At 69.4% G+C, this 23,967-nt stretch carries 19 protein-coding genes and 1 pseudogene; 11 read left to right on the plus strand and 9 right to left on the minus strand.

What is annotated here, in order from left to right:
* Positions 1 to 37: 37 nt before the first annotated feature.
* The 7 genes from VGB75_05310 to VGB75_05340 are packed head-to-tail and all read left to right on the plus strand — an operon-like array spanning position 38 to position 9,123.
* On the plus strand, positions 38 to 658 hold the full coding sequence (locus VGB75_05310; GenBank protein HEY0166443.1) for a hypothetical protein: 621 nt from the start codon (positions 38 to 40) through the stop codon (positions 656 to 658).
* Positions 648 to 1,823 (plus strand): iron-containing alcohol dehydrogenase, encoded by a 1,176-nt coding sequence (locus tag VGB75_05315; protein HEY0166444.1) that lies wholly within the window; start codon positions 648 to 650, stop codon positions 1,821 to 1,823. The genes VGB75_05310 and VGB75_05315 overlap by 11 nt, the downstream gene beginning before the upstream one ends.
* Complete coding sequence (locus VGB75_05320; protein HEY0166445.1) at positions 1,823 to 2,806, plus strand: transketolase C-terminal domain-containing protein; 984 nt, start codon at positions 1,823 to 1,825, stop codon at positions 2,804 to 2,806. Before VGB75_05315 ends, VGB75_05320 begins: the two co-directional genes overlap by 1 nt.
* Before the next feature lie 38 nt (positions 2,807 to 2,844).
* Positions 2,845 to 3,945, plus strand: a complete 1,101-nt coding sequence (locus tag VGB75_05325) for an iron-containing alcohol dehydrogenase (GenBank protein HEY0166446.1) — start codon at positions 2,845 to 2,847, stop codon at positions 3,943 to 3,945.
* A gap of 3 nt (positions 3,946 to 3,948) precedes the next feature.
* Positions 3,949 to 5,070, plus strand: a complete 1,122-nt coding sequence (locus tag VGB75_05330; protein ID HEY0166447.1) for a M20 family metallopeptidase — start codon at positions 3,949 to 3,951, stop codon at positions 5,068 to 5,070.
* Positions 5,071 to 5,123: 53 nt separating this feature from the next.
* On the plus strand, positions 5,124 to 8,318 hold the full coding sequence (locus tag VGB75_05335) for an amino acid adenylation domain-containing protein (GenBank protein HEY0166448.1): 3,195 nt from the start codon (positions 5,124 to 5,126) through the stop codon (positions 8,316 to 8,318).
* Entirely contained in the window at positions 8,311 to 9,123 is an 813-nt protein-coding gene (locus tag VGB75_05340; protein ID HEY0166449.1) for an alpha/beta fold hydrolase, read from the plus strand. The genes VGB75_05335 and VGB75_05340 overlap by 8 nt, the downstream gene beginning before the upstream one ends.
* A gap of 137 nt (positions 9,124 to 9,260) precedes the next feature.
* On the opposite strand, the gene VGB75_05345 is transcribed toward VGB75_05340, so the two are convergent.
* Positions 9,261 to 10,193: a hypothetical protein gene (locus VGB75_05345; GenBank protein ID HEY0166450.1), complete on the minus strand. Its 933-nt coding sequence runs from the start codon at positions 10,191 to 10,193 to the stop codon at positions 9,261 to 9,263.
* A gap of 65 nt (positions 10,194 to 10,258) precedes the next feature.
* On the opposite strand from VGB75_05345, the pseudogene VGB75_05350 reads away from it, so the two are divergent.
* Positions 10,259 to 11,158, plus strand: a pseudogene (locus VGB75_05350) (5'-3' exonuclease H3TH domain-containing protein).
* 219 nt (positions 11,159 to 11,377) lie between these two features.
* Here VGB75_05350 and VGB75_05355 read toward each other — a convergent pair.
* The 7 genes from VGB75_05355 to VGB75_05385 all read right to left on the minus strand — a co-directional run bounded on the left by VGB75_05355 (position 11,378) and on the right by VGB75_05385 (position 19,950).
* The gene (locus VGB75_05355) at positions 11,378 to 12,640 is read right to left on the minus strand and encodes an SRPBCC family protein (GenBank protein ID HEY0166451.1); all 1,263 of its coding nucleotides are present in this window, start codon (positions 12,638 to 12,640) and stop codon (positions 11,378 to 11,380) included.
* 9 nt (positions 12,641 to 12,649) lie between these two features.
* Positions 12,650 to 13,507 carry a xanthine dehydrogenase family protein subunit M gene (locus VGB75_05360; GenBank protein ID HEY0166452.1) on the minus strand — a complete coding sequence of 286 codons (858 nt, stop codon included), beginning with the start codon at positions 13,505 to 13,507 and terminating at the stop codon, positions 12,650 to 12,652.
* Positions 13,504 to 15,996, minus strand: a complete 2,493-nt coding sequence (locus VGB75_05365; GenBank protein HEY0166453.1) for a xanthine dehydrogenase family protein molybdopterin-binding subunit — start codon at positions 15,994 to 15,996, stop codon at positions 13,504 to 13,506. Before VGB75_05365 ends, VGB75_05360 begins: the two co-directional genes overlap by 4 nt.
* Positions 15,993 to 16,538, minus strand: coding sequence for a (2Fe-2S)-binding protein (locus VGB75_05370; protein ID HEY0166454.1), 546 nt, complete (start codon positions 16,536 to 16,538; stop codon positions 15,993 to 15,995). Before VGB75_05370 ends, VGB75_05365 begins: the two co-directional genes overlap by 4 nt.
* Before the next feature lie 100 nt (positions 16,539 to 16,638).
* Positions 16,639 to 17,877: an XdhC/CoxI family protein gene (locus VGB75_05375; protein HEY0166455.1), complete on the minus strand. Its 1,239-nt coding sequence runs from the start codon at positions 17,875 to 17,877 to the stop codon at positions 16,639 to 16,641.
* Positions 17,870 to 19,042: a VWA domain-containing protein gene (locus tag VGB75_05380; protein HEY0166456.1), complete on the minus strand. Its 1,173-nt coding sequence runs from the start codon at positions 19,040 to 19,042 to the stop codon at positions 17,870 to 17,872. The genes VGB75_05375 and VGB75_05380 overlap by 8 nt, the downstream gene beginning before the upstream one ends.
* Positions 19,039 to 19,950 carry a MoxR family ATPase gene (locus VGB75_05385; protein ID HEY0166457.1) on the minus strand — a complete coding sequence of 304 codons (912 nt, stop codon included), beginning with the start codon at positions 19,948 to 19,950 and terminating at the stop codon, positions 19,039 to 19,041. Before VGB75_05385 ends, VGB75_05380 begins: the two co-directional genes overlap by 4 nt.
* A gap of 78 nt (positions 19,951 to 20,028) precedes the next feature.
* Between VGB75_05385 and VGB75_05390 the strand changes: the two genes are divergently transcribed.
* From VGB75_05390 to VGB75_05400, 3 genes are all read left to right on the plus strand, one after another.
* Positions 20,029 to 20,793 (plus strand): lysophospholipid acyltransferase family protein, encoded by a 765-nt coding sequence (locus tag VGB75_05390; GenBank protein HEY0166458.1) that lies wholly within the window; start codon positions 20,029 to 20,031, stop codon positions 20,791 to 20,793.
* Positions 20,794 to 20,862: 69 nt separating this feature from the next.
* Positions 20,863 to 22,581 (plus strand): hypothetical protein, encoded by a 1,719-nt coding sequence (locus VGB75_05395; GenBank protein ID HEY0166459.1) that lies wholly within the window; start codon positions 20,863 to 20,865, stop codon positions 22,579 to 22,581.
* Between the two features lie 85 nt (positions 22,582 to 22,666).
* A complete protein-coding gene (locus VGB75_05400; protein HEY0166460.1) occupies positions 22,667 to 23,128 on the plus strand; it encodes a transcriptional repressor in 462 nt (153 codons plus the stop codon).
* Between the two features lie 135 nt (positions 23,129 to 23,263).
* Here VGB75_05400 and VGB75_05405 read toward each other — a convergent pair whose 3' ends face one another.
* The gene (locus VGB75_05405; GenBank protein HEY0166461.1) at positions 23,264 to 23,932 is read right to left on the minus strand and encodes a GPP34 family phosphoprotein; all 669 of its coding nucleotides are present in this window, start codon (positions 23,930 to 23,932) and stop codon (positions 23,264 to 23,266) included.
* Positions 23,933 to 23,967 lie beyond the last annotated feature (35 nt).

A 23,967-nucleotide genomic window follows, 5' to 3' on the forward strand; every position in this document is an offset into this window, starting at 1 on the left:
GGCGTGCGAGGACACCTGGCCATACCCGGTCCGGCGGATGGTCGTCGAGGGCTCGTCTACGCCGCGCACGCAAGCTGACGCCGAGGCCATGCTGCCGCTGTACGTGAGCGCGGCGCAGGAGCTGGAGCGGGAAGGCACCAAGGTCATCACGGCTAACTGCGGTCTGATGGCGCTGGTGCAAACCGAAGTGGCGTCCGCCGTCCGGGTGCCGGTCGTGCTGTCCAGCCTCGTCGCGGTGCCGACGGTGGCCAGGATGATCGCGCCGGACCAGCGGGTGGGTGTGCTGACATTCTTCGTCGACGCGGTGGGTGAGCGCAATTTCAATGCCTGCGGCTGGTCCAGTGAAGACTTTCCGGTGAGCGTCGCCGGGGTCGGTGAGCACGAGTCTTGGTTGCGGTTCCTCAAGACCAAGGAGATCGACGAGGAACTGCACGAGGCGCTGCGCGAAGACCTGCGGCAGGTGATCGAGGAGTTCCTGGCGCGGGAACCGGATATCGGCGCGCTGGTCTGCGAGTGCACCATGCTGCCCGCCGTGCTGGACGAGCTGCGGCCAAGCCTGCCAGTGCCCGTCTTCGACCTGTTGAACGTGTTGGACTGGACCGTGAGCGGATTTGGCCGGCCGATGGGCAGCACAAAGGTGGCCAGCGATGTCGGCTGAGCGGCGACAGGTGGAGTTCTTCCATCTGGTACCGCAGATCAGCTACGGGCGGGGCGCGGCGCGACGGGCCGGCGAGGCCCTCCGTGACCTCGGCGTGCGGCGCGTGCTGGTGGTCTCCGACCCTGGTGTCCTGGCCGCCGGCGTGGTCGATCCAGTGCTCAGCTCGCTCAAGCACGCCGGTATCTCCTACGTGACCTTCAGCGAGGTGCGGACCAACCCGTCCGAAAAGCATGTGGACGCCGCGGTGCAGGCTTATCGAGACAATGACTGCGACGGGGTGCTCGGCATCGGTGGCGGCAGCGCGCTGGACGTAGCCAAATCGGCTGCCGTCATCGAGTCCCATGGTGGCAGCATCGCCGATTTCGAGGACGGTGCACGGGCGGTCACGATGCCCACCCCGCCGCTGGTCCTGGTGCCCACCACTGCTGGCACTGGTAGCGAGGCGGTGGCCGGCGCGATCATCACCGACAGCGCGCGAGCCTTCAAGATGCACATCGTGGCCACCCCGGCGCATGTGGCGCTGTGCGACCCGGAACTGACGCTGACCCTGCCGGCCGGTCCTACGGCAGCCGCCGGGGTCGACGCGCTGGCCCATGCGATCGGCGCGTACGTGTCCTCCGAACGCCAGCCGCTCGCCGACGCGATGGCGCTCTATGCCGTCTCGAGCATCTTCCACGCTCTGCCCGACGCGGTCGCGGACGGCGCCGACCTGGATGCGCGGGATCGGATGATGACCGGCAGTCTGGCGGCCGGCATCTCCATGAAGGGCGGCGGCGCAGTCGATCATGCCTTCGCGCACGCGGTGAATGCGATGTTCGACGTTCACCATGGCGTCGGTGTCGCGTTGTTCCTCACCGACGGGATGGAGTTCAACCTGCCACACCTGCCGACGAGGTTCGCCGCACTCGCCGGCGCGCTTGGCGTGGCCAACGGGTCCGACAGCGCATTCCGGCAAGGTGAGGCAGCCATCCGCGCCGTGCGCGACATGGTGGCCGCCTTGCCCATTCCAACGCTGGGTGAGCTGGGCGTCACCGCAGCGCACGTGCCGGAACTGGTCACCAAGGTGATGGCCGACAAGTTCCATCTCGGGCTCAACCCGGTGCCGCTGACCGAGCAAGACGCCGAATCGGTGCTGTCGGCCGCGGTCCGTCGGGGAACCCTGTGATGGCAGATCTCGCCGACTGGCACGCCAGATATGGCTTGTCGAGCCGGGCCGCTTGCCGGCACGCTCAGCTCGAGCTTGCCCGCGTCGATGACCGGATCTTCTCCGTCGAAAACGACCTCGGTATGCCGGAGGTGCCCTTCGACAAGGAGTTCCCCGATAGGTACCTGCAGGTGGGTATCGCCGAGGCCAACCAGGTCGGGATCGCGGCTGGGCTGGCGGTCGGAGGCAAGATCCCGTTCGTCAACACCTTCGCCGTGTTCGGCGTCATGCGCGCATGCGAGCAATTGCGAATCGACGTGGCGTACAACCAGGCCAACGTCAAGGTAATAGGCTATTACACCGGCCTGTCCGGAGGTTATGCCGGCCCGAGCCACCAGTGCGTCGAGGACATCGCGATCACCAGGGCGCTTCCGGGAATGACAGTGCTGTCGCCAGCCGATGCCTACGAGACCTACCTGGCCACGTTCGCCGCGGCCGCGCACCCGGGGCCGGTGTACCTGCGAGCCAGCCGGGGGCCGACCCCGGCCGTCTACACCTCACCCACCGAGTTTCACATCGGCAAGGCCGTCGTGCTGCGCGACGGCGGTGTCACCGGTGACGAGCCGGTTGACGTGAGCATCTTGGCGACCGGGTGCCAGATCGTGCCTATGGCCTTGCAGGCTGCGGACCTTCTCGCCGAGCATGGCGTTCGCTGTCGGGTGCTGAACATACACACCTTGAAGCCACTGGATGAGGCCGCGATCACGGCAGAGGCGCGTCGCAGCCGCCTGCTGGTCACCTACGAGGATCACAGTCAGATCGGAGGGCTCGGCTCCGCGGTCGCATCGGTCGTTCTAGCCCGACATCCAGCTCCGGTGCTGAGTTTCGGTGTCCAGGACCAATACTGCACCCAGACCGCGGAGTACGACCAGATGCTCGTCCGGTATGGCCTGGGTCCGGAACAGGTCAATCTGGCGGTGCGGCGATGGCTCTCCCAACACTGAAGGCTTCATGGACGGCCAAGGACACGCCCGAATTACACGTGGGTCCCGGTGTCCTTGAGGAGGTCGGCGCGTGTGTCGCGGCGTGGGGCATCCGCCGGCCACTGGTGGTCTCCGATCAAGGTGTAGCGGGATCTGGCTGGACCGAGCGGGTGGTGACGTCGCTGCGCAGCGCCGGCTTGGAGCCGGCCGAGTGGCTCGTCTGGCACCCCGACCCGAGCATCGACGTAGTGCGACAGTGCCGTGTCGCGTATGCGGCCAACCAGCACGATGGCTTGGTGGCGGTCGGAGGCGGCAGCGTCATCGACGTGGCGAAGGCATGCTCCGGCCTGGCCGTGCATCCGGGCCAGTTGACCGATTACGAAGGGCTGGGCAGGTTCACCATGCCCGGGCCACCGGTGTTCGCGGTGCTGACAACCCCGGGCAGCGGCGCGGAGCTGTCCCAGCATGCGGTGATCGCCGACGGCGCCGGTCGCAGGTTCGCCGTGAGCGGTCGGTGGTTGGCGCCGAGGATGGTGCTCGCCGACCCGAGCACCTTCACCACCCTGCCGCCTGAGGTAGCCACCGATACGGTGCTGGACGCCATGCTGCACGCGATCGAGGCCTACCTAGGACGGGCTGCGTCGCCGTACACGGACATGTGCGCCCGCATGGGCCTGGGCATCCTGGGCGCCGCGGCCGTGCCGGCCATCCGCGACGGCGATCCAGCAGCGAACCTGGATCTGGTCTCGGGTTGCCTGGCCGCTGGCATCGCGATGGCCAATGCCAGCGCCGGCGTGGTGCACGCGCTCGGCTACCCGCTGACCAGCGAGTACCAGCTTTCCCACGGGCGGGCCAACGCGCTGGTGGCGCCGGCAGCGCTACGGGCTGTCGCTCACGCCGCTCCGGTTCGGTATGCAGAGTTGGGTCGGCTGCTGACTCCGGACACCGGCGCCTCCGACCTCGCCGCTTCGTACACCGCAATGCGCGTCCAGTTGGGTGTGACCGCCTCGCTGGCCGACTACGGCGTGCCGTATGCGGACTTGGCCCGGCTGGCCGCGTTGGCCATCGAATATCGACCAGTGCTGCGCAACACCAGACGGGAATTCAGCCAAGCGGAACTCTGTGATCTCTACCAGCTGGCGTGGAAAGGCCAAGGGTGACACGTGATAGAACTGCTTGAACGGCTTGTTTCGATCGAGTCGCCTTCTGACCATTCGGCCGGATGCCTGCACGTGCAGGAAGTGCTCGGCTCGGAGTTCGCTGCCCTAGGCGCACGTGTCGAGCAGCACACCGCAGCGGATGGCCGCCCTGTCTTGATCGCGCGATGGGGGCCTCAGCAGCGGCCGGTTCTCGTCATCGGTCATGTGGACACCGTTTTCCCGCTCGGAGAACTCGCCCGCAGGCCGTTCACAGTTCGAGACGGATGCGCATACGGACCTGGCGTATTCGACATGAAGGCCGGTCTGGTGCAACTGGTCCACGCGCTGCGACAGCTCGTCTCCAGCGTGCCCCAGCCAGACTTGACCGTGCTGCTCAACGCAGACGAAGAACTGGGCAGCCCCGGCTCGGAGCCATTTCTAACGGCCGAAGCGGGTCGCGCGGGTTGCGCTCTCGTACTCGAGCCAAGCGGTCCCGGCGGCGCCATGAAGACTTCCCGCAAGGGGATCGGCATGTACGAGGTGAAAGTCACCGGCGTGTCGGCTCACCCCGGTCTGGATTTCGCCAAAGGCGTCAATGCCATCGTCGAGTTGGCCGCTCAACTCGGCGAACTCGCTGAGTTGACCGGTCTTGACCACGGCACCACGGTGAACATCGGGACGATCCATGGCGGCACCAGTCCCAACGTGGTAGCCGAGCACGCCGTCGCGGCGGTGGAAAGCCGGTTCTGGACTGTCGAGGCCGGCAAACGAGTCGACGAAGCCATCAGGGCACGCTCACCGCGCCAGCCTGACGCGCAGATCGCGATCACAGGTGGAATCCATCGGCAGCCGATGGCGCGCAGCGTGGCCACAGCCCAGATGGTCGAGCTTGCTCGCGCATGCGCGGCGGCGGAGGGCTGGCAGGTCGGCGAGATGTCGGTTGGGGGAGTCAGCGATGCCAACTTGCTTGCAGCCCTCGGCCTGGCGACCTTGGATGGTGTGGGCGCCGAGGGCGCAGGCGCGCACGGGCCGGCCGAATTCGTGCTGATCGATGCCATGCCGCGGCGAGCGCGCTGGCTTGCTAGGCTCTTGAGCCGGCTCGTTGATCCCAGCTGGGAACCAGGCCCCGCCTCCCAGTCGGAGTAGGTGTCAACGACTCCCGAGCATCAGGACCGTTCCTAGCGAGTTGGAGTGCGAGTGTGAACCAGATCCAAGAGTCCGGTGAAGCGCGGATCCCCTTGTCCTTCAATCAGGAACAGTTGTGGTTTGTCAATAGCTTGGCGCCCGAGAGGGCGACTTACAACGTGTTGATCACTCACCGGTTGACCGGCGCGTTAGACCTCGCCCTGTTGCGAACCAGCCTGACCAGCGTCGTAGGCCGGCACGAGGTCTTGCGCGGTACCGTTCATGAGGCAGACGGCGCGCCTTATCTAGTGGTCAGCCCACCTGCCGAGGTCGAATTGACACTCGTGGATCTGAGCGAGCTTGGCGCTGAAAAGCGCGAGGCCGCTGTGTCCGATGCCCTTGCCAAGAGCATCGGAACGCCGTTTCAGCTTGACACCGGGCCGCTGCACCGGTACACGCTGATTCGACTCGCTCCGACTGAGCACATCTTCAGCCAGGTTTATCACCACATCATCATTGACGGGTGGTCGGCGGACCTGCTGAACGCTGAGCTGGCAGCCACGTACGCCGCGCTGCAAGCTGGGCAGCCTCAGGCATTGCCTGAGCCGTCAAAGCTTCAATACGGCGACTACGTCAGGCGTCAGCGTGAACAATTGGCCGCTGGTGAGCTGGACTCCCAACTGGACTACTGGCACAAGCGTCTGGCCGCGCTGCCACTGCTGGAGCTACCGGCCGATCGAGCTCGAGGAGCCGAGCAAAGTTTCGCCGGGAACCTGCTGTCGGTGGAGCTGCCCGCTGATCTGCTGTCAGCCGCTCGCGGCCTGGCCCAGCAGGCAGGCGTGTCACTGAGCATGGTGCTGTCCGCCGGGCTGGCCGCTGTGCTGGCCAGGTACACCGGTCAGGACGACATCGCGTTCGGGCTCACAACGCTTGGCCGGACTGACCCGGAACTGGAGCAGCTCATCGGCTACTTCACCAATATGGTGGTACTGCGAACCGACCTGGCTGACGACCCCAGTTTCGCCGACCTACTGGACCAGGTCGCCGATAACATGGCGGATGCCTACGACAACGAAGACGTCCCCTTCGAGTTGGTGGTCAACCGGGTCCAGCCGGTGCGTCACCTCGGGCGCAATCCACTATTCGTGGTAGCGATGCAATTGCTTGACCAGCGGGTGTCCGCCAGCGATCTCCCTCTTCCCGGAGTGCAGGCCGAGCCCGTGGCTGCGGCGAGTCCGGTGTCTCGGTTCGACCTCACTTTGAACTTCATCCAGCGGGACGAGGGGCTCTTGCTGAACCTGGAGTACTCAGTGGATCTTTTCGACCCCTGGCGAGTCCAGGCATTCGCCAATCATCTGGTGCGATTGCTCACCGCTGCGTGCGCAGACCCTGGCCGACGTGTCTCGGATTTGCCGCTGTTGAGTGACTCCGAGCGAGACGAGATCCTGACGGCTGGCCGTGGCGAGGAGCTCAGCTACGGCCCGGAGCCGGTGCACGCGATGGTCGCCCGCGTGGCCGCGGCGCAACCTGATCACCTGGCTGCTGTGTTCGAGGACCAGGAATTGACTTACGCCGAGTTGGACCGCAAGGCCGGCGTGCTTGCCCGCTATCTGCGAGCCAATGACATCGGTCATGAGCAGATCGTGGCTGTGGCCATGGAGCGAGACCTGGACGCGCTGGTGGCGCTGCTCGGCGTGCTGAAGGCTGGCGCTGCCTATGCGGTTCTTGACCCCACTAATCCGACCAGCCGCCTGGAGTACATGCTTGGCGACACTGCGACGCCGCTAGTGCTGACACAATCCCGACTGCGCGAGCGGTTGCCTGAGTCTGACGCGCGGCGAATCATCGAACTGGACAGCGAGTGGGCCGCCATCGAGTCGGCGACACCGCCGGAGGAACCACTTGCCGAGTGGGCCGATCGCGACTCCTTGGCCTACGTGCTTTACACCTCAGGGTCGACCGGGCAGCCCAAGGGCGTGCTGATCGATCACCGTGCGCTCGTGTCGTTCACCGAGTCCTATCGACGACTCTTCGACCTCGTGCCCTCGGACAGGATGTTGCAACTGGCCGCGCTGTCGTTCGACATGTCGCAGGGGGAAATCTTCGCGGGGTTGTGCTCCGGCTCCACGTTAGTGCTGGTGGACCGGGAAGCTGGCACCTCGCCGGACGCCTTGGCCGCCCTGATTCGCAGCCAGCGCACCAGCTACATCTGCATGTCACCGGCGATGCTCTCCCTTGTCGAGTCAGGCCCTTATCCCGATCTTCGCAAGATCATGGCCGGCGGTGAGGCCGTGCCCGCCGAGATGGTGAATAAGTGGAACCAGGCCGGCCGCCGCATGATCAACGTGTACGGGCCCACCGAGGCGGCAGTCGGATGCACCTCCTACGAATGCCCGCACGTGCCCTGCCACACCCCGCCGCCGATCGGTAAACCGTTCCCTGATCGTCGAATGTACGTCGTGGACCGGTGGGGCAATCTGCTCCCGAGGGGGGTGCCGGGTGAACTGCTGATCGGTGGCGTGGAAGGGCTTGCGCGCGGCTACCTCAAACTTCCAGAGATCACCGCCGCCCTGTTCACCGAGGATCCGTTCCTGCCCGGCAGCCGTATTTACCGCAGCGGCGACATGGTGTCCTGGAACCAGGAGTACCAACTGGAGTTCCATGGTCGGTTAGACGGTCAGGTCAAGTTACGCGGCCTGCGCATCGAGTTGGAGGAGATCGAAACCGCGCTGTCGGGGCATCGGGATGTGACAATGGCGGCGGTCGCGCTGAGAAAAGACCGGCGCGGCGAGCCTCAACTGGTCGGGTATGTCACCATCGTCGATGGCGCGCCACGGGTGACCGACGAGTTGAAGAGGCATCTGCTCGACCGGTTGCCGGCGTATATGGTGCCCAGCGCCTGGGTCGTGCTGGACCAGATGCCCTTGACCACCGCCCGCAAGGTCAACCGAGCGGCGCTGCCAGACCCCGTGCCAGCCGAGGTGGTCGAGGAGTTCATCACTCCGGCCACCCCGACCGAGCAGGCCGTTGCTGACATCTTCGCCGAGGTCCTGGTCAGTGACCACTTGAGCGTGGAGAGTGATTTCTTCGACAGCGGTGGCAACTCATTGCTGGCGATGCAACTGGTCAGCCGGCTGAACAAGAGATTCGGGATCAAATTCACGGTGCGCAAGCTATTCGGCATCCCGACGGTTCGCGGTGTGGCCTCGGCCGTGGAGGAGCTGCTCGAGGCCGCTGGAAAGCGGGGAACGGAGGCCAACGGTGCTTGAACCACTCGTGCCGCTCCAGCCCACCGGCAGCCTTACCCCCTTGTACTGCGTGCATTCGGCTTCGGGCTCGGCTTATTCCTATCTCCCCCTGTTGCCGTTACTGGACGCTGAACGGCCGTTGTACGGGTTGGAAGCGCCCGGATTCGATGACGACAGCGAAGAGCCGCTCACAGACGTGGCAGACCTCTCCGCGCTCTACCTTCGGGCTATCGCGCAAGACCGGCCCGGCGAACCGATAGGGCTGCTCGGTTGGTCCCTGGGTGGGGTGATCGCGTACGACATGGCGTCACGCTTGCTGGCCGCAGGAACGCCTGCGGTGGCATTGATCGCCGTGGACACCGGGGTGCCGGCGCCAGGTGAGCCTCCCGGACGACGTTCTATGTTGCGGAGGTTTGTCAGCGACCTGACCGGGGCTCCACCGTTGGAATCCCAACTGGAGTTGGATCGAGCACTTGCCGACCAGCCTGAGGAGGTGTCGATCGAGCACACCTTCGGCGCGTTGATCGACGCGGGCCTGATCTCTGACCACCTAGACATTGAGACGCTAGCGCACCGGTTTGCGGTGTTCCGAGCTAATGTCTGCGCGCTCCACCGCTACAGCCCCACCGGGTCTTATCCGGGACCGATGATCACAATCCGCGCCGCCGAGTCATCGCCGGAAGAGATGGATTGGTCCGGCTTGGCGGCCGACTGGGTCGAGCACACCGTGCCCGGCGACCACTACTCGATCTGGCAAGGCGAGGGTCTGCGCGCGCTGGCGGAGATCATCGAGCGCTCCCTCGACGAGTGCATGCCTGCCCGGTAATCGGCGCAAGCTTCTCAGCACGAAGGCATCGACCAGGACTCGCTGCGCGCAGGGTGGACTCCATGGCCGGTCTCCAGCTAACCAGGTGGGGTTGAGCCTCTGGCAATGATCACGGTGTCCGGCTCAGGGCGCCGGGGTCAGCGCACGTCGTCGGGGGACCGGGGCGGGTCATCCTTGGCCAGCCGCTCGTGGTCCTCGATCTCCTGGCGCTCCTCGACCCGCCTCTTGATCCGGCCCAGCCCGGGCAGCGAGCCGAGAATCTCGTTGAGCTCCTTGCTGGTGTCGAGCAGGTCTCGAAGGTCCGGTGCCACCGTGCCCAGGGTCTTCATAATCGGAAGGACGTCGATCTCCATCGCCTCGACCAGTTCGGGCAGCGTGTCGATGAGCCTGATGGCCGCAGTGACCTCTGCCGGGCTGGTGGACTCGGCCAGCTTGTCCAGAACGGGCTCCAGCTGGCGCAGGGACGGCTCGAACAGCTTCAGCAGCTCGTCGGCGCGGCTCATCAGCTCGCCGGTCCGCTCCATCATGGGATCGGTGCCGTCGAGCACCACGCCGGTGCGTTGGATGAGGGGTTCGGTGCCATCGAGCACCATGCCGGTGCGTTGGATGAGGGGTTCGGTGCCATCGAGCACCACGCCGGTGCGTTGGATGAGGGGTTCGGTGCTGTCGAGGACGGCGCCGGTGCGTTGGATCAGGGGTTCGGTGCTGTCGAGGACGGCGCCGGTGCGGTGGATGAGGGGTTCGGTGCTGTCGAGCACCACGCCGGTGCGTTGGATGAGGGGTTCGGTGCTGTCCATGACCGCGCCGGTCCGCTCGATCAGAGCCTCGGTTCGGTCCATGACCAGTTCCGTGCGCGCCATCAGCCGGTCAGTCCGCTCGATGATCCGGCTGGCCTGCCGCTGGGTCTTGTCGACCTCGGTCATCACGCCGTTCACCTTGGCCACCACGGCCTCGATCTGGCCGAGCAGCGTGATGACCCGAGGCACCAGAGCGATGGCCTGCTCGATCGCCTCGTAGCCGCCCTCGGCCAGCCGCAGCAGATCCCGCGGTCCAGGTACTCCAAGCCGCATGCAGACACCTCGTCGCTTTCCAGGCCACGCCGCTCGAAGACCGGACGCCGCGTAGCAGCCGTCGTATGCCGCCAGCCACCTGGCGGTGCTGCCACCCTACGGTGGGCCGGGCGCGCCCGCGGCGTCGTCGCAGTGCCGAACTCGGGCCGGAGCCGTTTACAGTGGTGCCCGTGCAGGATTTTCCGGTGCTGCTGGCCGTCGACGGCAACTCACTCGTCCACCGCAGCTTCCACGCCCAGGCCGGCACCGGACTGCGCTCGGCCGACGGCAGGCCGCTGTGGGCGATCCGGGGGTTGCTGACTCAGCTGGTGGCAGCCGCCGAGCGAATCTGCCCCGCAGCCATCGTGGTCGGCTTCGACGACCCGGCCGCCAGTTCCCGCCGTGACCGATGGCCCCAGTACAAGGCCGGCCGCACCGAGAAGCTGCACACCCTGGTCTCCCAGCTGCACAGCGCCGCTGACGTGCTGAGGACCATGGGTGTGGCGGTGGTGGTGCCACCGGGGCTGGAGGCCGACGACGTGCTGGCCTCGGCTGCCCGGTTCGCCCCGCAGGTGGGCGCCCGAACCGTCATCATGACCTCTGACCGGGACTCCTTCGCTCTGATCGACGAGCACACCCGAGTGCTGCGCATCATCAACGGCGGGGTGGACGCCTCGCCGCTGTTGACTCCTGATCTGCTGGTCACCATGCTCGGCATCCGTCCTGAGCAGTACTGCGACTACGCGGCACTGCGGGGTGACCCCTCAGACAACTTGCCGGGCGTTCGCGGCATCGGCCCCAAGACAGCAGCCAAGCTGCTGTCCACGCTGGGCAGCGCCGCGGCCGTGTTCGATGACCTGGCAGCCGGTGGATCGCAGGTGATAGCCGCGGTGGGGGGCGCTGCGGCGAAGCGGCTCGCCCAACCCGAGGCGCGGGCGGCCTGGGAGTTGAACTGCCAGGTGATGCGAATGCACAGCGATGTCGAGCTGGGCGTGACCGTCGGCGGCGGGGGCCCGGGCATGTTGCCGCTGGACCCCGCTGCGGTGGCCGCTGCCTTTCAAGCCCACGAGCTGACCTGGACGACGCCGGCTGCCCTGCAGTTCCTGGCCTACCAGGACCCGCCGGAGCGCCCGGTCGAGCATGCGTGGTCGTCGGCGACCGCCGGCTTCAGCCACCCCGCCGGGTCACCCCGGCGCCCGGTCGGCTCAGTCGCCCCGTCTGCGGGACCTGCGCGGGCGGCCGAGCACGGCCGACCGGCCGGGCGCCGGTTTGGCAGGCTGGCCAAGCACCCGGCCCAGCCACAGAACGTGGCGGTCCAATTGACGCTGTTCGACTGAGCCGCGCCGTTCGGCTGCGGCCCGCCGTTCGGCTGAGCCCCGCCGGTCGACCGCAGCCCATCGTTGGACGGCTGCCCGCCGCTCGGCTGCAGCCTGCCGCTGCGCTGAGCGAGAAGCCGTGCGGCGATGGCGGCGCAGCAGGAACAGCAGCGCCAGCAGCAGCGCGCCGGCCGCCACCGGCGCCAGCCGCTTGGCGATGGCCGGCCCTGCCGAGCCGAGCAGGTCGATCGGCTCGACGTCGGCGACCGCCGGCCGATGCGCGGGGGGCTGAGCCAGCGTGGGACCAGTGTCCGGTCGGACCGGCCTGCCGGTCGGCTTCGCGGCGGCGGCGGCGTCGCTGAGCCGCTGAGCCGGCGGAGCGGCCTCGGCGGCAGCTGCCGGCTCGATGGCCTGGTCCTGCCCATCCGCCGATGCCGAGGCCAGGCCCGGCCCGGCGACCGCGGAGTCAGGCATCACGGACGGGGCTGTCCGCAGCTCGGCGAGACCCGTCTCGGCGATGCCCGGCTCGTCGATGCCGAGCCGCTCCACGTTGTCGAATTCCACCGCGCCGAGCTGCTGCTCTGCGATCTCAAGTTCGGTGGCGTCAAGCTCACCGGGGTCAAGCGGGCCGGCGGCCGGCTCTGGCAGCGCGCCGGTGGCAGGTTCGGACAGCGCGCCGGTAGCCGGCTCGGGTAGCGCGCCGGCGGCAGGCTCGGACAGCTTGCCGGCCAGGCAGTCAGCGAACTGCCCGATCAGCTTGTTGCCCACATCCACCATCACGCCCCGGCCGAACTGGGCGGGCTTGCCGGTGATGTTGAGGTCGGTGACGACGTTCACCGCGGTGCCGCTGCCCTGCGATGTCAATGTCGCGGTGATGATGGCCTTGGCGGTGCCGTTTCCGCGCGCGTCCTTGCCCTGGGCGTCGATCACCGCGCGGCGTCCGGCGGCGTCCTTCTCGATGAAGCTGGCCTTCCCCTTGTAGGTGAGGCCGATCGGGCCCAGCCGCACCTTGACCGTGCCGGTGAAGTCATCGCCGTCCACGGTCTCAAGAGCGGCGCCCGGCATGCACGGCGCGATCAGCTCGATGTCGAGCAGCACCTCCCAGGCTCGGTCGATGTCGGCCGGCACGGTGAAGTCGTGGGTGAGTCGCATGCCGGTCGCTCAGATTCCGGCCGCGTGCAGCACGGCGCGCCTGGTGAGCACGGTGACCAGGTGCTCCCGGTAATCCGCCTTCGCCGACAGGTCGCTCGGCGCGGAAGTGCCCTCGGCGGCCGAGGCGCTGGCACTGGCCACCGACTCTGCGGTGGCCGGCGCCCCGGCCAGCGCCTGCTCGGTGGCCGAGGCGCGCAGCGGAGTCGCGCCCATGTTGGTCAGGCCGATCCTGGCCTCGGCGATGGCGCCGTCGGAGCGGCGCACCGCCGCCGCGACCGCCACGATCGACCAGGCCTGGGCCACCCGGTTGACCTTCTCGTAATGGGTGGACCAGCCTTCGCCCAGCTTGGGCACCCGGATCGCGGTCAGGATCTCGCCCGGCTCCATCGCGGTGGTCAGGTAGTCGAGAAAGAAGTCCTGAGCTGCGATCGAGCGCTGACCGTTCGGGCCGTGCACCCGCAGCTCGGCGTCCAGGGCCAGCGCCACGGCTGGCAGGTCACCGGCCGGGTCGGCGTGCGCCAGGGAGCCGCCGAAGGTGCCGCGATGGCGGACCTGCCGGTCGGCGACCGTCTCGGTGGCCTGGGCGATCAGCGGCGCGTGCCGCGTGACCAGCTCGTCGGCGATGATGTCGGCGTGGGTGGTCATCGCCCCGATCACGATGCCGTCGCCGTCGTCGGTGACACCGCTCAGCTCGGCGATGCCGCCGAGGTCGATCACCAATTCCGGATAGGCAAGCCGCAGTCGCAGGATCGGCAGCAGGGACTGCCCGCCCGCCAGGATCTTGGCGTCCTCGCCCGCCGCGGCGTAGGCCTGGACCGCCTCTTCGATCGAAGACGGCTTGATGTAGTCGAACGACGCGGGGATCACAGCTGGTCTCCTTCGGCCGCGGTCGAACCGTCGGAAGAAGAGGTGCTGGCGCCGCCCCACGAGACGGTGCCGCCCGGATCGCGGTCGGACTTCTCCGCGCCCTGGGAGATCGCCCGCCACACCCGTTCGGGCGTGCACGGCATCTGCACGTCGGTGACGCCCCAGGGTCGCAGCGCGTCGACGATCGCGTTGACGATCGACGGGGTCGAGGCGATGGTGCCGGCCTCGCCGACCCCCTTGACGCCCAACGGATTGCTCGTCGCCCGGCTGACCGTCCGGTCGGTGGTGAAGCTGGGCAGGTCGGCCGCCGAGGGGAGCAGGTAGTCGACGAAGGAGCCGGTGGTCAGGTTTCCCTCGTCGTCATAGACCGCTTCCTCGTAGAGGGCCTGCGCGATGCCCTGCGCCAGACCGCCGTGCACCTGGCCGTCCACGATCAGCGGGTTGATCACTGTGCCGATGTCATCGACGCAGACGTACTTGCGGATCGTGGAGAACCCGGTCTCGGTGTCGACCTCCACCGCGCACAGGTGGGTGCCGTGCGGGAAGGAGAAGTTCTCCGGGTCGAAGGTGGCGTCGGCGTCCAGGCTGGGCTCCATGCCGTCGGGCAGGTCGTGCGCGGCAAAGGCGGCGAAGGCGATCTCGGACATGGTCTTGCTGTTGCCGGGCGCCCCGCGCACCGAGAAGGCGCCGCCGGCGAACTCCAGGTCGTCCTCGCTGGCCTCGAGCATGTGCGCGGCGATCCGGCGGGCCTTGGCGACCACCTTCTCGGCCGCGTTCACCACCGCGATCCCGCCTACCACCAGCGAGCGTGAGCCATAGGTGTCCAGGCCTTTGGGCGAGGACTGGGTGTCGCCGTGGAGCACCTCGACGTCGGAGAACGGCACTCCCAACTGGTCTGCCACGATCTGGCTCCAGGCGGTCTCGTGCCCCTGCCCGTGCGGGCTGACGCCGGTGACCACCTCGACCTTGCCAGTGGCCAGCACCCTGATCGAGGCGTTCTCCCAGCCGCCGGCGGCGTATCGCAATGAGCCGAGCACCCGCGAGGGCGCCAGCCCGCACATCTCGGTGAAGGTCGAGATGCCCAGCCCCAGTTGCACCGGGTCCTTAGCCGCCCGCCGCTCGGCCTGCTCGGCCACCAGCTCGTCCCAGCCGATCAGCTCCAGCGCCCGGTCGGTGGCGGCCTCGTAGTTGCCGCTGTCATAAGTCATCCCGGCGACCGTGGTGAACGGGAACTCCTCGTGCCTGATCCAGTTCTTGCGGCGCAGCTCCATCCGGTCCATGCCGAGCTCGGTGGCCAGCTCGTCCATGATCCGCTCGATGGCGAAGGTCGCTTCCGGCCGGCCCGCGCCCCGGTAGGCGTCGGTCGGGGTCTTGTTGGTGAACACCCCTTCGCAGACGAAGCGGTAGGCCTCGAACTTGTAGATGCTGTTGAACATGAACGCACCGAGCACCGGGACGCCGGGGGAGACCAGCCGCAGGTAGGCGCCCATGTCGGCGTAGAGGTGAACGTCGAGCCCCGTCACGGCGCCGTCACGGCGGGCGGTGATGGTGATGTCCTGGATCTGGGCGCGACCGTGGTGGCCGCTCATCAGCGACTCCGAGCGGGACTCGGTGTACTTGGCCGGCTTGCCGAGCTTGCGGGCCACCAGCGCGGTGATCACCTCTTCAGGCGTCACCTGCAGCTTGCCGCCGAAGCCGCCGCCGACATCGGGGGCGATCACCCGGACCTTGTGCTCGGGCACATTGAGGGTCAGGGCCAGCATGGTGCGCAGGATGTGCGGCACCTGGGTCGAGGACCACATCGTGAAGCCGTCGCCGTTGGGCTGCACCACCGTGGAGCGGGGTTCCATGAAGGCCGGGATCAGCCGCTGCTGCAGGAACCGCCGGCTGACGGTCACCTCCGCCTGGCCGAGCACCTCATCGATCGGCGCGCCGGTGCCGGCCGCGCCGGACTCGAAGATCCAGGTGAAGGAGCGGTTGGACTCGGTGTGGCCGTGCACCAGCGCGGCGTCCGGCGCCAGCGCCTGCTCCATGTCGAGCACCACCGGCAGCTGCTCGTAGTCGACGTCGATGGCTTCCAGCGCGTCCTGGGCCGAGGCCTTGTCGCGGGCGACCACGACGGCCACCGCCTCGCCGACGTGGTTGACCTGGTCGACCGCCAGGCTCGGGTGGCCGGGGTTGACCATCTCCGGGGTGACCGGCCAGACGCACGGGATGCTGCCCTGGAGCTCGGTGAAGTCCCGGCCGCTGTAGGCGGCTAGCACGCCCGGTCGGCTGAGCGCCGCCGAGACGTCGACCGCGGTGATCCGGGCATGGGCCATCGGGCTGCGCAGGATCGCGATGTGCACCATCCCCGGCAGCGTCATGTTGTCGGTCCAGGTGGTCCGACCGGTGATCAGGTGCGCGTCTTCCTTGCGTTTGCGTGGCTGGCCGATCTCAGGCGGAACCCCGCCCGCGGCGACATCAGGGCGGTCTTCGATCGTGGTCATGCCGAGGCCTCCACTGCCGAGACGGACGCGATTGAATCGGAGACGACAGATTCGGCTGCCGCGCTGGCGGCCGCGGCCGTCATCGCCGCGCCGGCGGCCTGCACGGCGGTCACGATGTTCTGGTAACCGGTGCACCGGCAGAGGTTGCCTTCGATGCCCTCGCGAACCTCGTCCTCGGACGGGTTCGGGTTGTCCCGCAGCAGGTCGCAGGCGGCCAGCATCATGCCGGGGGTGCAGAAGCCGCACTGCAGGGCGTGCGAGTCATGAAACGCCTGCTGCACGGGGTGCAACGTGCCGTCGGCGCCGGCCAGGCCCTCGACCGTGGTGACACTGGCGCCGTCGGCCTGCACCGCGAGCACCGAGCAGCTCTTCACGCTCAGACCGTCGAGCAGCACGGTGCAGGAGCCGCAGTTGCTGGTGTCGCAGCCGACCACCGTGCCGACCTTGCCCAGCTGGTCCCGTAGGTAGTGCACCAGCAGCAGCCTCGGCTCCACCTCGTCGGAATAGGCCGTCCCGTCGACTTTCACATTGACCCTGGTCATAAGACCTCCAACTCGCACTGGACAAGCACCATCAGACAATCCCTGAATCCAGACAATCCCTAAATCCGCAATACCGCAACCCTCGAGATCGCCCGGTTCCTCACCGCGCGAGCTGCTGGGCGACGGCGGCGTGGATCGGCCCGTCGGAGCTCCGCAACGGCTGCCCCGAGCCCCCCCAACGCGCCGCGATGATCTCCGCGGCCACCGAGACGGCTGTCTCCTCCGGCGTGCGGGCGCCGATGTCCAGGCCGATCGGCGCCCGAAGCCGGGCCAGCTCGGTCTCGGTCAGGCCCAGCTCGCGCAGCCGCCGCAGCCGGTCGTCGTTGATCCGCCGCGACCCCATCGCGCCGATGTAGGCCAGCGGCAGCCGCAGGGCAAGTTCCAGCAGCGGCACGTCGAACTTCGGGTCGTGGGTGAGCAGGCAGACCACCGTCCGCTCATCCACCTCGGTGGAGGCCAGGTAGCGGTGCGGCCACTCCACGATCACCTCGTCGGCGTCGGGAAAGCGCCGCCGGGTCGCGAAGATCGGACGGGCGTCGCAGACGGTCACCCGGTACCCCAGGAACGAGCCGATCCTGGCGACCGCCGAGGCGAAGTCGATCGCGCCGAAGACGATCATCCGGGGCCTCGGCGCGTAGGCGGCGACGAAGACGGCGATGTCGTCCACCCGGCGCTCGCCGTCGTGGCCGTAGCGCAGCACCCCGGTCCGGCCCTGGACGAGCAGGCCCAGCGCGTCGTCGCGGATCGCGTCGATCAGCCGCTGCGAGCCGTCGGCCATCAGGTCACCCGCCACCGAGACGCCCGCCACGCCGCCCGCGACGCCACCGCCCGCCACGCCGCCCGTCACGCCGCCCGCGCCGCCCGCCACGCCGCCCGCGCCGCCCGCCGCGCCGCCCGACGAGGCGGCCGGCCGGATCACCAACCGCCGGCCGAGCAGGTCCGCCGGCGCCTCGACCACGGTGGCCACCGCCACGGGCCGGCCGGCCCGGATGTCCTCGGCGACCGCGCCGAACTCCGGAAAGCTGGCCGGGCCGACCCGCTCGAGGAAGATGTCGATGACGCCGCCGCAGGTCAACCCGACCGCGAACGCGTCGGAGTCACTGACCCCGTAACGCTGCAGCACCGGCTCGCGCCCGTCGCGGACCTCGGTGGCCAGCTCGTACACCGCGCCCTCGACGCAGCCGCCGGACACGCTGCCGGCCGCGCTGCCGTCCGGCCCGACCAGCATCGAGGCGCCCGGTTGCCGCGGCGCCGAGCTCCAGGTCGAGACCACGGTGGCCAGTCCCACCTCAGCGCCCCGGGCCCACCAGTCCTGCAGTTGGTCCAGCACGTCACGCATTGGCGATCACCTCGACCAGTTCCTCCAGTGCCGCGAAACTGTGCCCGGCCACCAGCGCGTCGAGGTGCGGCAGGGCCGCCACCATCCCGCCGGTGACCGGTGCGAAACCGTCCTTGCCCTTGTGCGGGTTGACCCACACCACCGCGTGCGCCAGCCGGGCCAAGCGGGCCAGCTGGTTGCCCAACTCGGCCGGGTCACCGCGTTCCCAGCCGTCCGAGCACAGCACCACCACCGCGCCGCGAGCCACCCCGCGCTGACCCCAGCGGTCGGAGAACGCCTTTAAGGCGTCACCGAGCCGGGTGCCGCCCCGCCAGTCCGGAACGGCCCGTCCGGCGGCGGCCAGCGCCCGGTCCGGATCGCGCAGCCGCAGCTCACGGGTCACCCTGGTCAGCCGGGTGCCGACGGTGAACACCTCGGTGCTCAGCGGCGCGCGCCTGGTGGCGGCGTGAGCGAAGCGCAGCAGCCAGTCGGCGTAGGGCGACATCGAACCGCTGACGTCGATCAGCAGGACCAGCCGTCGCGGCTTGCGCCGGCGGCGCTGGCGGATCAGCTCGGTGGGCTCGCCGCCGTCGCGCAACATCTGACGCACCGAGCGGTCAAGGTCCACCCGGCCGCGGTGGGCCCGGACGTAGCGCAACGACCGCCGGCCCGAGGCCCGCGGCGCCAGCAACGCGAACAGCCGTCGCAGTTGCTCGCGCTCGGTCGCGCTGAGCGTCGTGACGTCCTTGTGCCGCAGCAGCTCATGCCGGCTGGCGTGCACCGCGAAGCTGGGGCTGTCGTCGGAGTCCTGCTGCTCACTACCCTGATCGGGCTCGAAGGGCGCCGGCGCCAGCACCGGCGGCGGGTCGGCGGCGGCCCTGGCGCCCTGCCTGCGCCGGCCGCCGAAGTACAGCGCGAAGGCCGCGTCATAGCGGTCGAGGTCCTCGGGGTCGGCGCACAGCGTCAGCCGGCCAGCCCAGTACACCTGCGTCGGGTCCAGCACCTGCAGGTGCCCCAGCGCGCCCAGCATGGCCTGCACCCGGTCCGGGCCGGCCGGCACGCCGGCGTGCCGCAGCGTCCGGGCAAAGCCCAGCACCACATCGGTGAAGTCCCGCCGCGGCTCGGTCAGGGCCTTGGCCGTGAGAGTCGTCGAGCCGGCGGCGCCGGCCCGGGCAGGTCCGCTCATCCGGTCAGCTCCGCCAGCACGGTCTCGCGGATCCGCACCGCGTCCTCCTGGTACTTCAGCACCGCGCCCAGGGTCGCGGCGGCCAGGTCGGCGTCCAGCGCGTCGGCGCCCAGCAGGTGCAGCGCCTGCGCCCAGTCGATCGACTCGGCGACGCCAGGCGGCTTGAGCAGGTCGGCTTCGCGCATCCGGCGCACGGCCGCGGCGACCTCTCGGGCCAGCCGCTCGCTGACCTCGGGCAGCCGGCGGCGCAGGATCGCCACCTCGCGCTCGTAGGACGGGTGCGCCACCCAGTGGTAGAGGCAGCGCCGCTTCAGCGCGTCGTGCACCTCGCGGGTCCGGTTCGAGGTGAGCACGACCAGGGGCGGCACCTCGGCGCGGATCGTGCCGAGCTCGGGGATGGTGACCGCGTTGTCGGCGAGCACCTCCAGCAGGAACGCCTCGAACTCGTCGTCGGCCCGGTCGATCTCGTCGATCAGCAGCACCGACGGGTGGTGCTCCAGCGCGCGCAGGATCGGCCGGGCGATCAGGAACCGCCGGTCATAGAGCGAGCGCTCGAGCTCCTCGGCGTCGCGGTGGCCGTCACTGCCGGCCGCGCCCGCTCCGGCGGCGGCCTCGGCCGCCCGCAGGTGCAGCACCTGGCGCGGAAAGTCCCAGTCATAGAGCGCCTGCGAGGCGTCGATGCCCTCGTAGCACTGCAGCCGGACCAGCTCGGCGCCGAGCACCTCGGCGAGCGCGTGCGCCAGGCTGGTCTTGCCGACGCCGGCATCGCCCTCCAGGAACAGCGGCCGGTGCATGCGCAGCGCCAGAAACGCCGCGGTGCTCAGCCCCTCGTCGGGCAGGTAACCCGCCTGCTCCAAGGCCTGGCCCAGGCCGGCCGGGTCAAGAGTCTGCAGATCCACGGGCGCCATCGACCCAGCATGGCCTCTTACCGACGGACGCGCCACGTCGCCTCCGGCGCTCGCGCTGAGGCCGCTACGGTATGGCAGATGGAGCCGGTGTACTCGTCAGTCATCGCATTCGCCCGGTGCGTCTTCGCCCTGCAGGGTTTGCGCTTCACCGTCAACGGCGCCGAGAACGTGCCCGCCGACGGCGGCGCCGTGATGGCCATCAACCACACCGGCTACATGGACTTCACCTACGCCGGGCTGGCTGCCAGGCCCGCCGGGCGGGTGATCCGGTTCATGGCCAAGGAGCAGGTGTTCCGGCATCCGGTCAGCGGGCCGCTGATGCGCGGCATGCGGCACATCCCGGTCGACCGCGACGCCGGCGCCGCCTCCTACCGGGCCGCCGTCCAGGCGCTGAAAGCCGGCGAGATCGTCGGTGTCTTCCCGGAGGCGACGATCTCGCGGTCCTTCGAGCTGAAGGAGTTCAAGACCGGGGCGGTCCGGATGGCGGCCGCGGCTGGCGTCCCGCTGCTGCCGATGGTCATCTGGGGCTCGCAGCGGGTCTGGACCAAGGACCATCCCAAGCGGCTCGGCCGGACCCGGACGCCGATCATCCTCAGCGTCGGCAAGGCGATCCCGGTCAACCGCAAGGACGCTCCTGAGGTGGCGCTGCACGCGCTGCGCGCAGCGATGACCGAGCTGCTGCACGCGGCTCAGGACGCCTACCCGCCGCTGACCGGAGACGACCTGAAGTTCCTGCCGGCCCGCCTCGGCGGCGCCGCGCCGACTCCGGAGCAGGCCCAGCAGCTCGACCTTGCCGAGTCCGCCGCGCGCGCCGCCAGGCGAGCCGCGCGCGGCTCCGCCTGAGCTGCCCCTGCCGTCGCGGCAGCCGCCGAGAGGGCGCCGCGCGGCGCCGGCCCACTAAACTGACCGGCGATGACCAGTCAGCAGGATCTCGAGCGGGCGGTCCCGCGCGAGGCGTCCCCGGTTGTGATCGACCGGCCGCTGCCCTGGACGGGTCCTGGCCGCAGGTCGCCGGCCGGCCTGGCGCTGTGGGTGCTGGCGGTGCTCGGGCTGGCGCTGACCCCGGTCGCGGCCGGCTTGACAGCCGTGTCCTGGGCGCCGCCTGCCCAGGTGCGCGACATCGGCCTGGACGGGCTTGGCGCTCAGGTGGACCTGCGGATCGGCAGTGACACCGTCCTGATCGACTCGGGCCTGCTGGGCGGCCTGCGCCGGCAGGGCCCGGTGGTGCTGGGCAAGCACGTCGGCCTCGACATCCGCCCCACCAATTTGAACTTGTCGCTGTTCGGGCCCACCGGCGCGCTGGACCGCTCGACGATCGACGTGGCTGGCCACCTGTTCGCCGACGAGCAGGCCCGCCGCGACGAGCTGAACGAGGTCACCGCCGAGGTGCTGCGCCACTACGGCGCCATCGGCTTCGGCGCCGCCTACCTCGTGGCGATGCTGGAGATCCTCGGTTACGCCTACCTCAAGCACCGCCGGCGGGCAGTGGCCCGGCTGGCTCCCCAGCAGCGGGCGGCCGTGCTCGCCGACCGCCGGCCGGAGCGGGCCGCGGCCTGGCTGGTGGCGGGGGCGGTGATGCTGGTCGTGCTGATCCCGGCCGGCTACCTCTGCTCGCCGCTGTCGGACCGGCGCCAGTCGATCAGCCCGGACAGCCAGCTGCGCGGCACCTTCCTGTCCGGCTGGCAGATCACCGGGCCGTTCAAGTACCTGGCCACGCAGGCCGTCACCACCGTCGACTCGCTGAGCAAGAGCGAGCAGGCCTTCTACGACCGGGTGTCGGCCAACCGGGACACCGCCTTCGAGGCCCGCTTCGGCGTGCCCACGCTGCCCGGCAGCCCGGACCTGATCCGGATCGCCGTGCTGGACGACCTGCAGGGCACCAGCGGGATGGCCCGGGTGGTCGGCGAGAGCGCCCAGCACGTCTCGGCGGACGCGATCCTCAACCTCGGTGACCTGACCGCGACCGGGACGTCCCAGGAGGCGTACCTGTCCTATCTCAAGAGCTACACCGTGGACGTGCTGGCCAACTACGCCGGCGACATCCCGGTGCACACCTCACTGGGCAGGCATGACACCCCGGCGGTGAAGGCCTACGCCGAGAAGGTGGGCTTCTCGGTGGCCGAGGGCGCCCCGCAGAAGATCGAAGGCGCTCAGTTCCTCGGCGCCAACAGCCCCTATGTCGCCAACTTCGGCTCGGCGGCCGAGCTGATCGACCCGGCGGTCACGACTGAGACAGTGGCCGAGGGGCTGCGCCAGAGCGCCTGCGCGGACCCGCCGCTGGCGGTCTACGCCCACGACAAGGAGCTGCTGGACCAGGTGGTCGCCGGTGGCTGCGCACCGATCGTGATCGGCGGCCGCGACTACAGCGGCAAGCCGAGCGCCGAGGTGAGCACCCCGAACGGCGTGGTGCGCGTGATCAGCCTGGGCAGCACCGGCGGCCACGGCGCCGGTGACGGCTTCGGCGGGCTGTCCACCCCGCGCAACAACGCCCCGTTCGTGCTGCTCACCGTCGATCGGGTGTCCGGCGCGGTCACCGTCGACACCGTGACCGTCCACCCCGACGCCTCGGTCACCATGGCGACGAGCGAGCTGACGCCACTGAGCGCCGAGCAGCTGGACAAGCTGGATTGACCATCCCGGGCAAGGGCCTGACCACGCTGGACTGATAGGGAACACTGATGCCGACGGCGGGGGCGCCGAGATCCTGGAGGAAGCCATGACGGCAGGACGGACGAGTTCGCCGACGCCGACCACCCGCTCGCGCAACACCCGCCAGGCCGAGGCAGTCGAGTCGATCATGCGCGAGGCCGACGGTTTCCGGACCGCGCAGGACCTGTTCGCCGAGCTGCGACGGCGTGGTGACCGGATCGGCCTGACGACGGTGTACCGGCACCTCAGCACGCTGGCCGAGCAGGGCAGCGCAGATGTCGTGCACACCGCCGACGGCGAGTCCCAGTACCGGCTCTGCGGGGTGCCGGCCGGAGAAGGCGCGCCGGCCGAGGACCATCACCACCACCTGGTCTGCCGGCAGTGCGGCCGCAGCGTCGAGGTGAGCGGGCCGGAGGTCGAGGCGTGGGCCGAACGGGTGGCCGCGGCTGCCGGCTACACCGAGGTCAGCCACACCCTCGAGGTGTTCGGGCTCTGCCCCAAGCACTCAGACAGCTCAGCCGCGGGCTGATCGGACGGGTCTCAGGTCTCACCGACGACGGCAGCTGGCGCGTCATGCTGACCGGGCGTCCCAGCGCGCTGTGAGCATGACGCCGCTGACCGGCGCCCTCGGTTTCAGCTCAGCCGCGGGCTGACCGGGTGGGTCTCAGCCGCCGCTGGTGGCGGCGCTCGTGGCGGCGACCGTCGCCCCGGCCGCGGCCGCGGCCTGCATCTCCGCGATCACCTTCTTCACGACCGGAGCCACCGGGGTCAGCTCGCTTGCCATCTTGACGCGTTGCTTGGCGTGCCGTCGGTCCGCGCGGTCGGGCGCGATGACGTCCAGCAGCCGGGACGGCCCGGTCAGCGCCAGCAGCACCGCGGTGCGCGCCTCCAGGCCGTTGTCGCCGGCCGCGGCCAGTCGCACGCGTTGCAACGGCTCGTCGCGGGCTGCGGGCTCAAGCACCGGATGCCGGGTCACCGTGAACCCCAGCACCCGGTCAGGGCGGCGGCCCAGCACGGCCTGCTCGATCAGGCCGTCGACGAGCCGGGGCCAGAGCCCGCCGACCGCCTTGTCGATCCGCCGCAGCTGCCCGGGGGCCCGGCGGCGGGTCGGTTCGGCGAGCAGCCGGTGCGTCTGGGCCAGCAGCGGGTGCTCCGGCGCTGACCCGGCCGCGACGAAGCGCCCACCGGACAGCTCCACCGCGCCCACCAGCGCGAGCTCGCCGATCAACGCGCCGGCCAGGCCCACCAGCAGTTGCTGCCTGGCGCCGTTGACGACGGTCCCCTTGACGGGGTCGAGTCCCAGCAACAGCAGTTCTTCGGCCAGCAGCAGCATGGGCCTGAGTATGGCAATCCGACGCCGTGCCGGCT

The sequence above is a fragment of the Jatrophihabitans sp. genome, from assembly GCA_036399055.1.
Taxonomy (GTDB): Bacteria; Actinomycetota; Actinomycetes; order Mycobacteriales; family Jatrophihabitantaceae; genus Jatrophihabitans_A.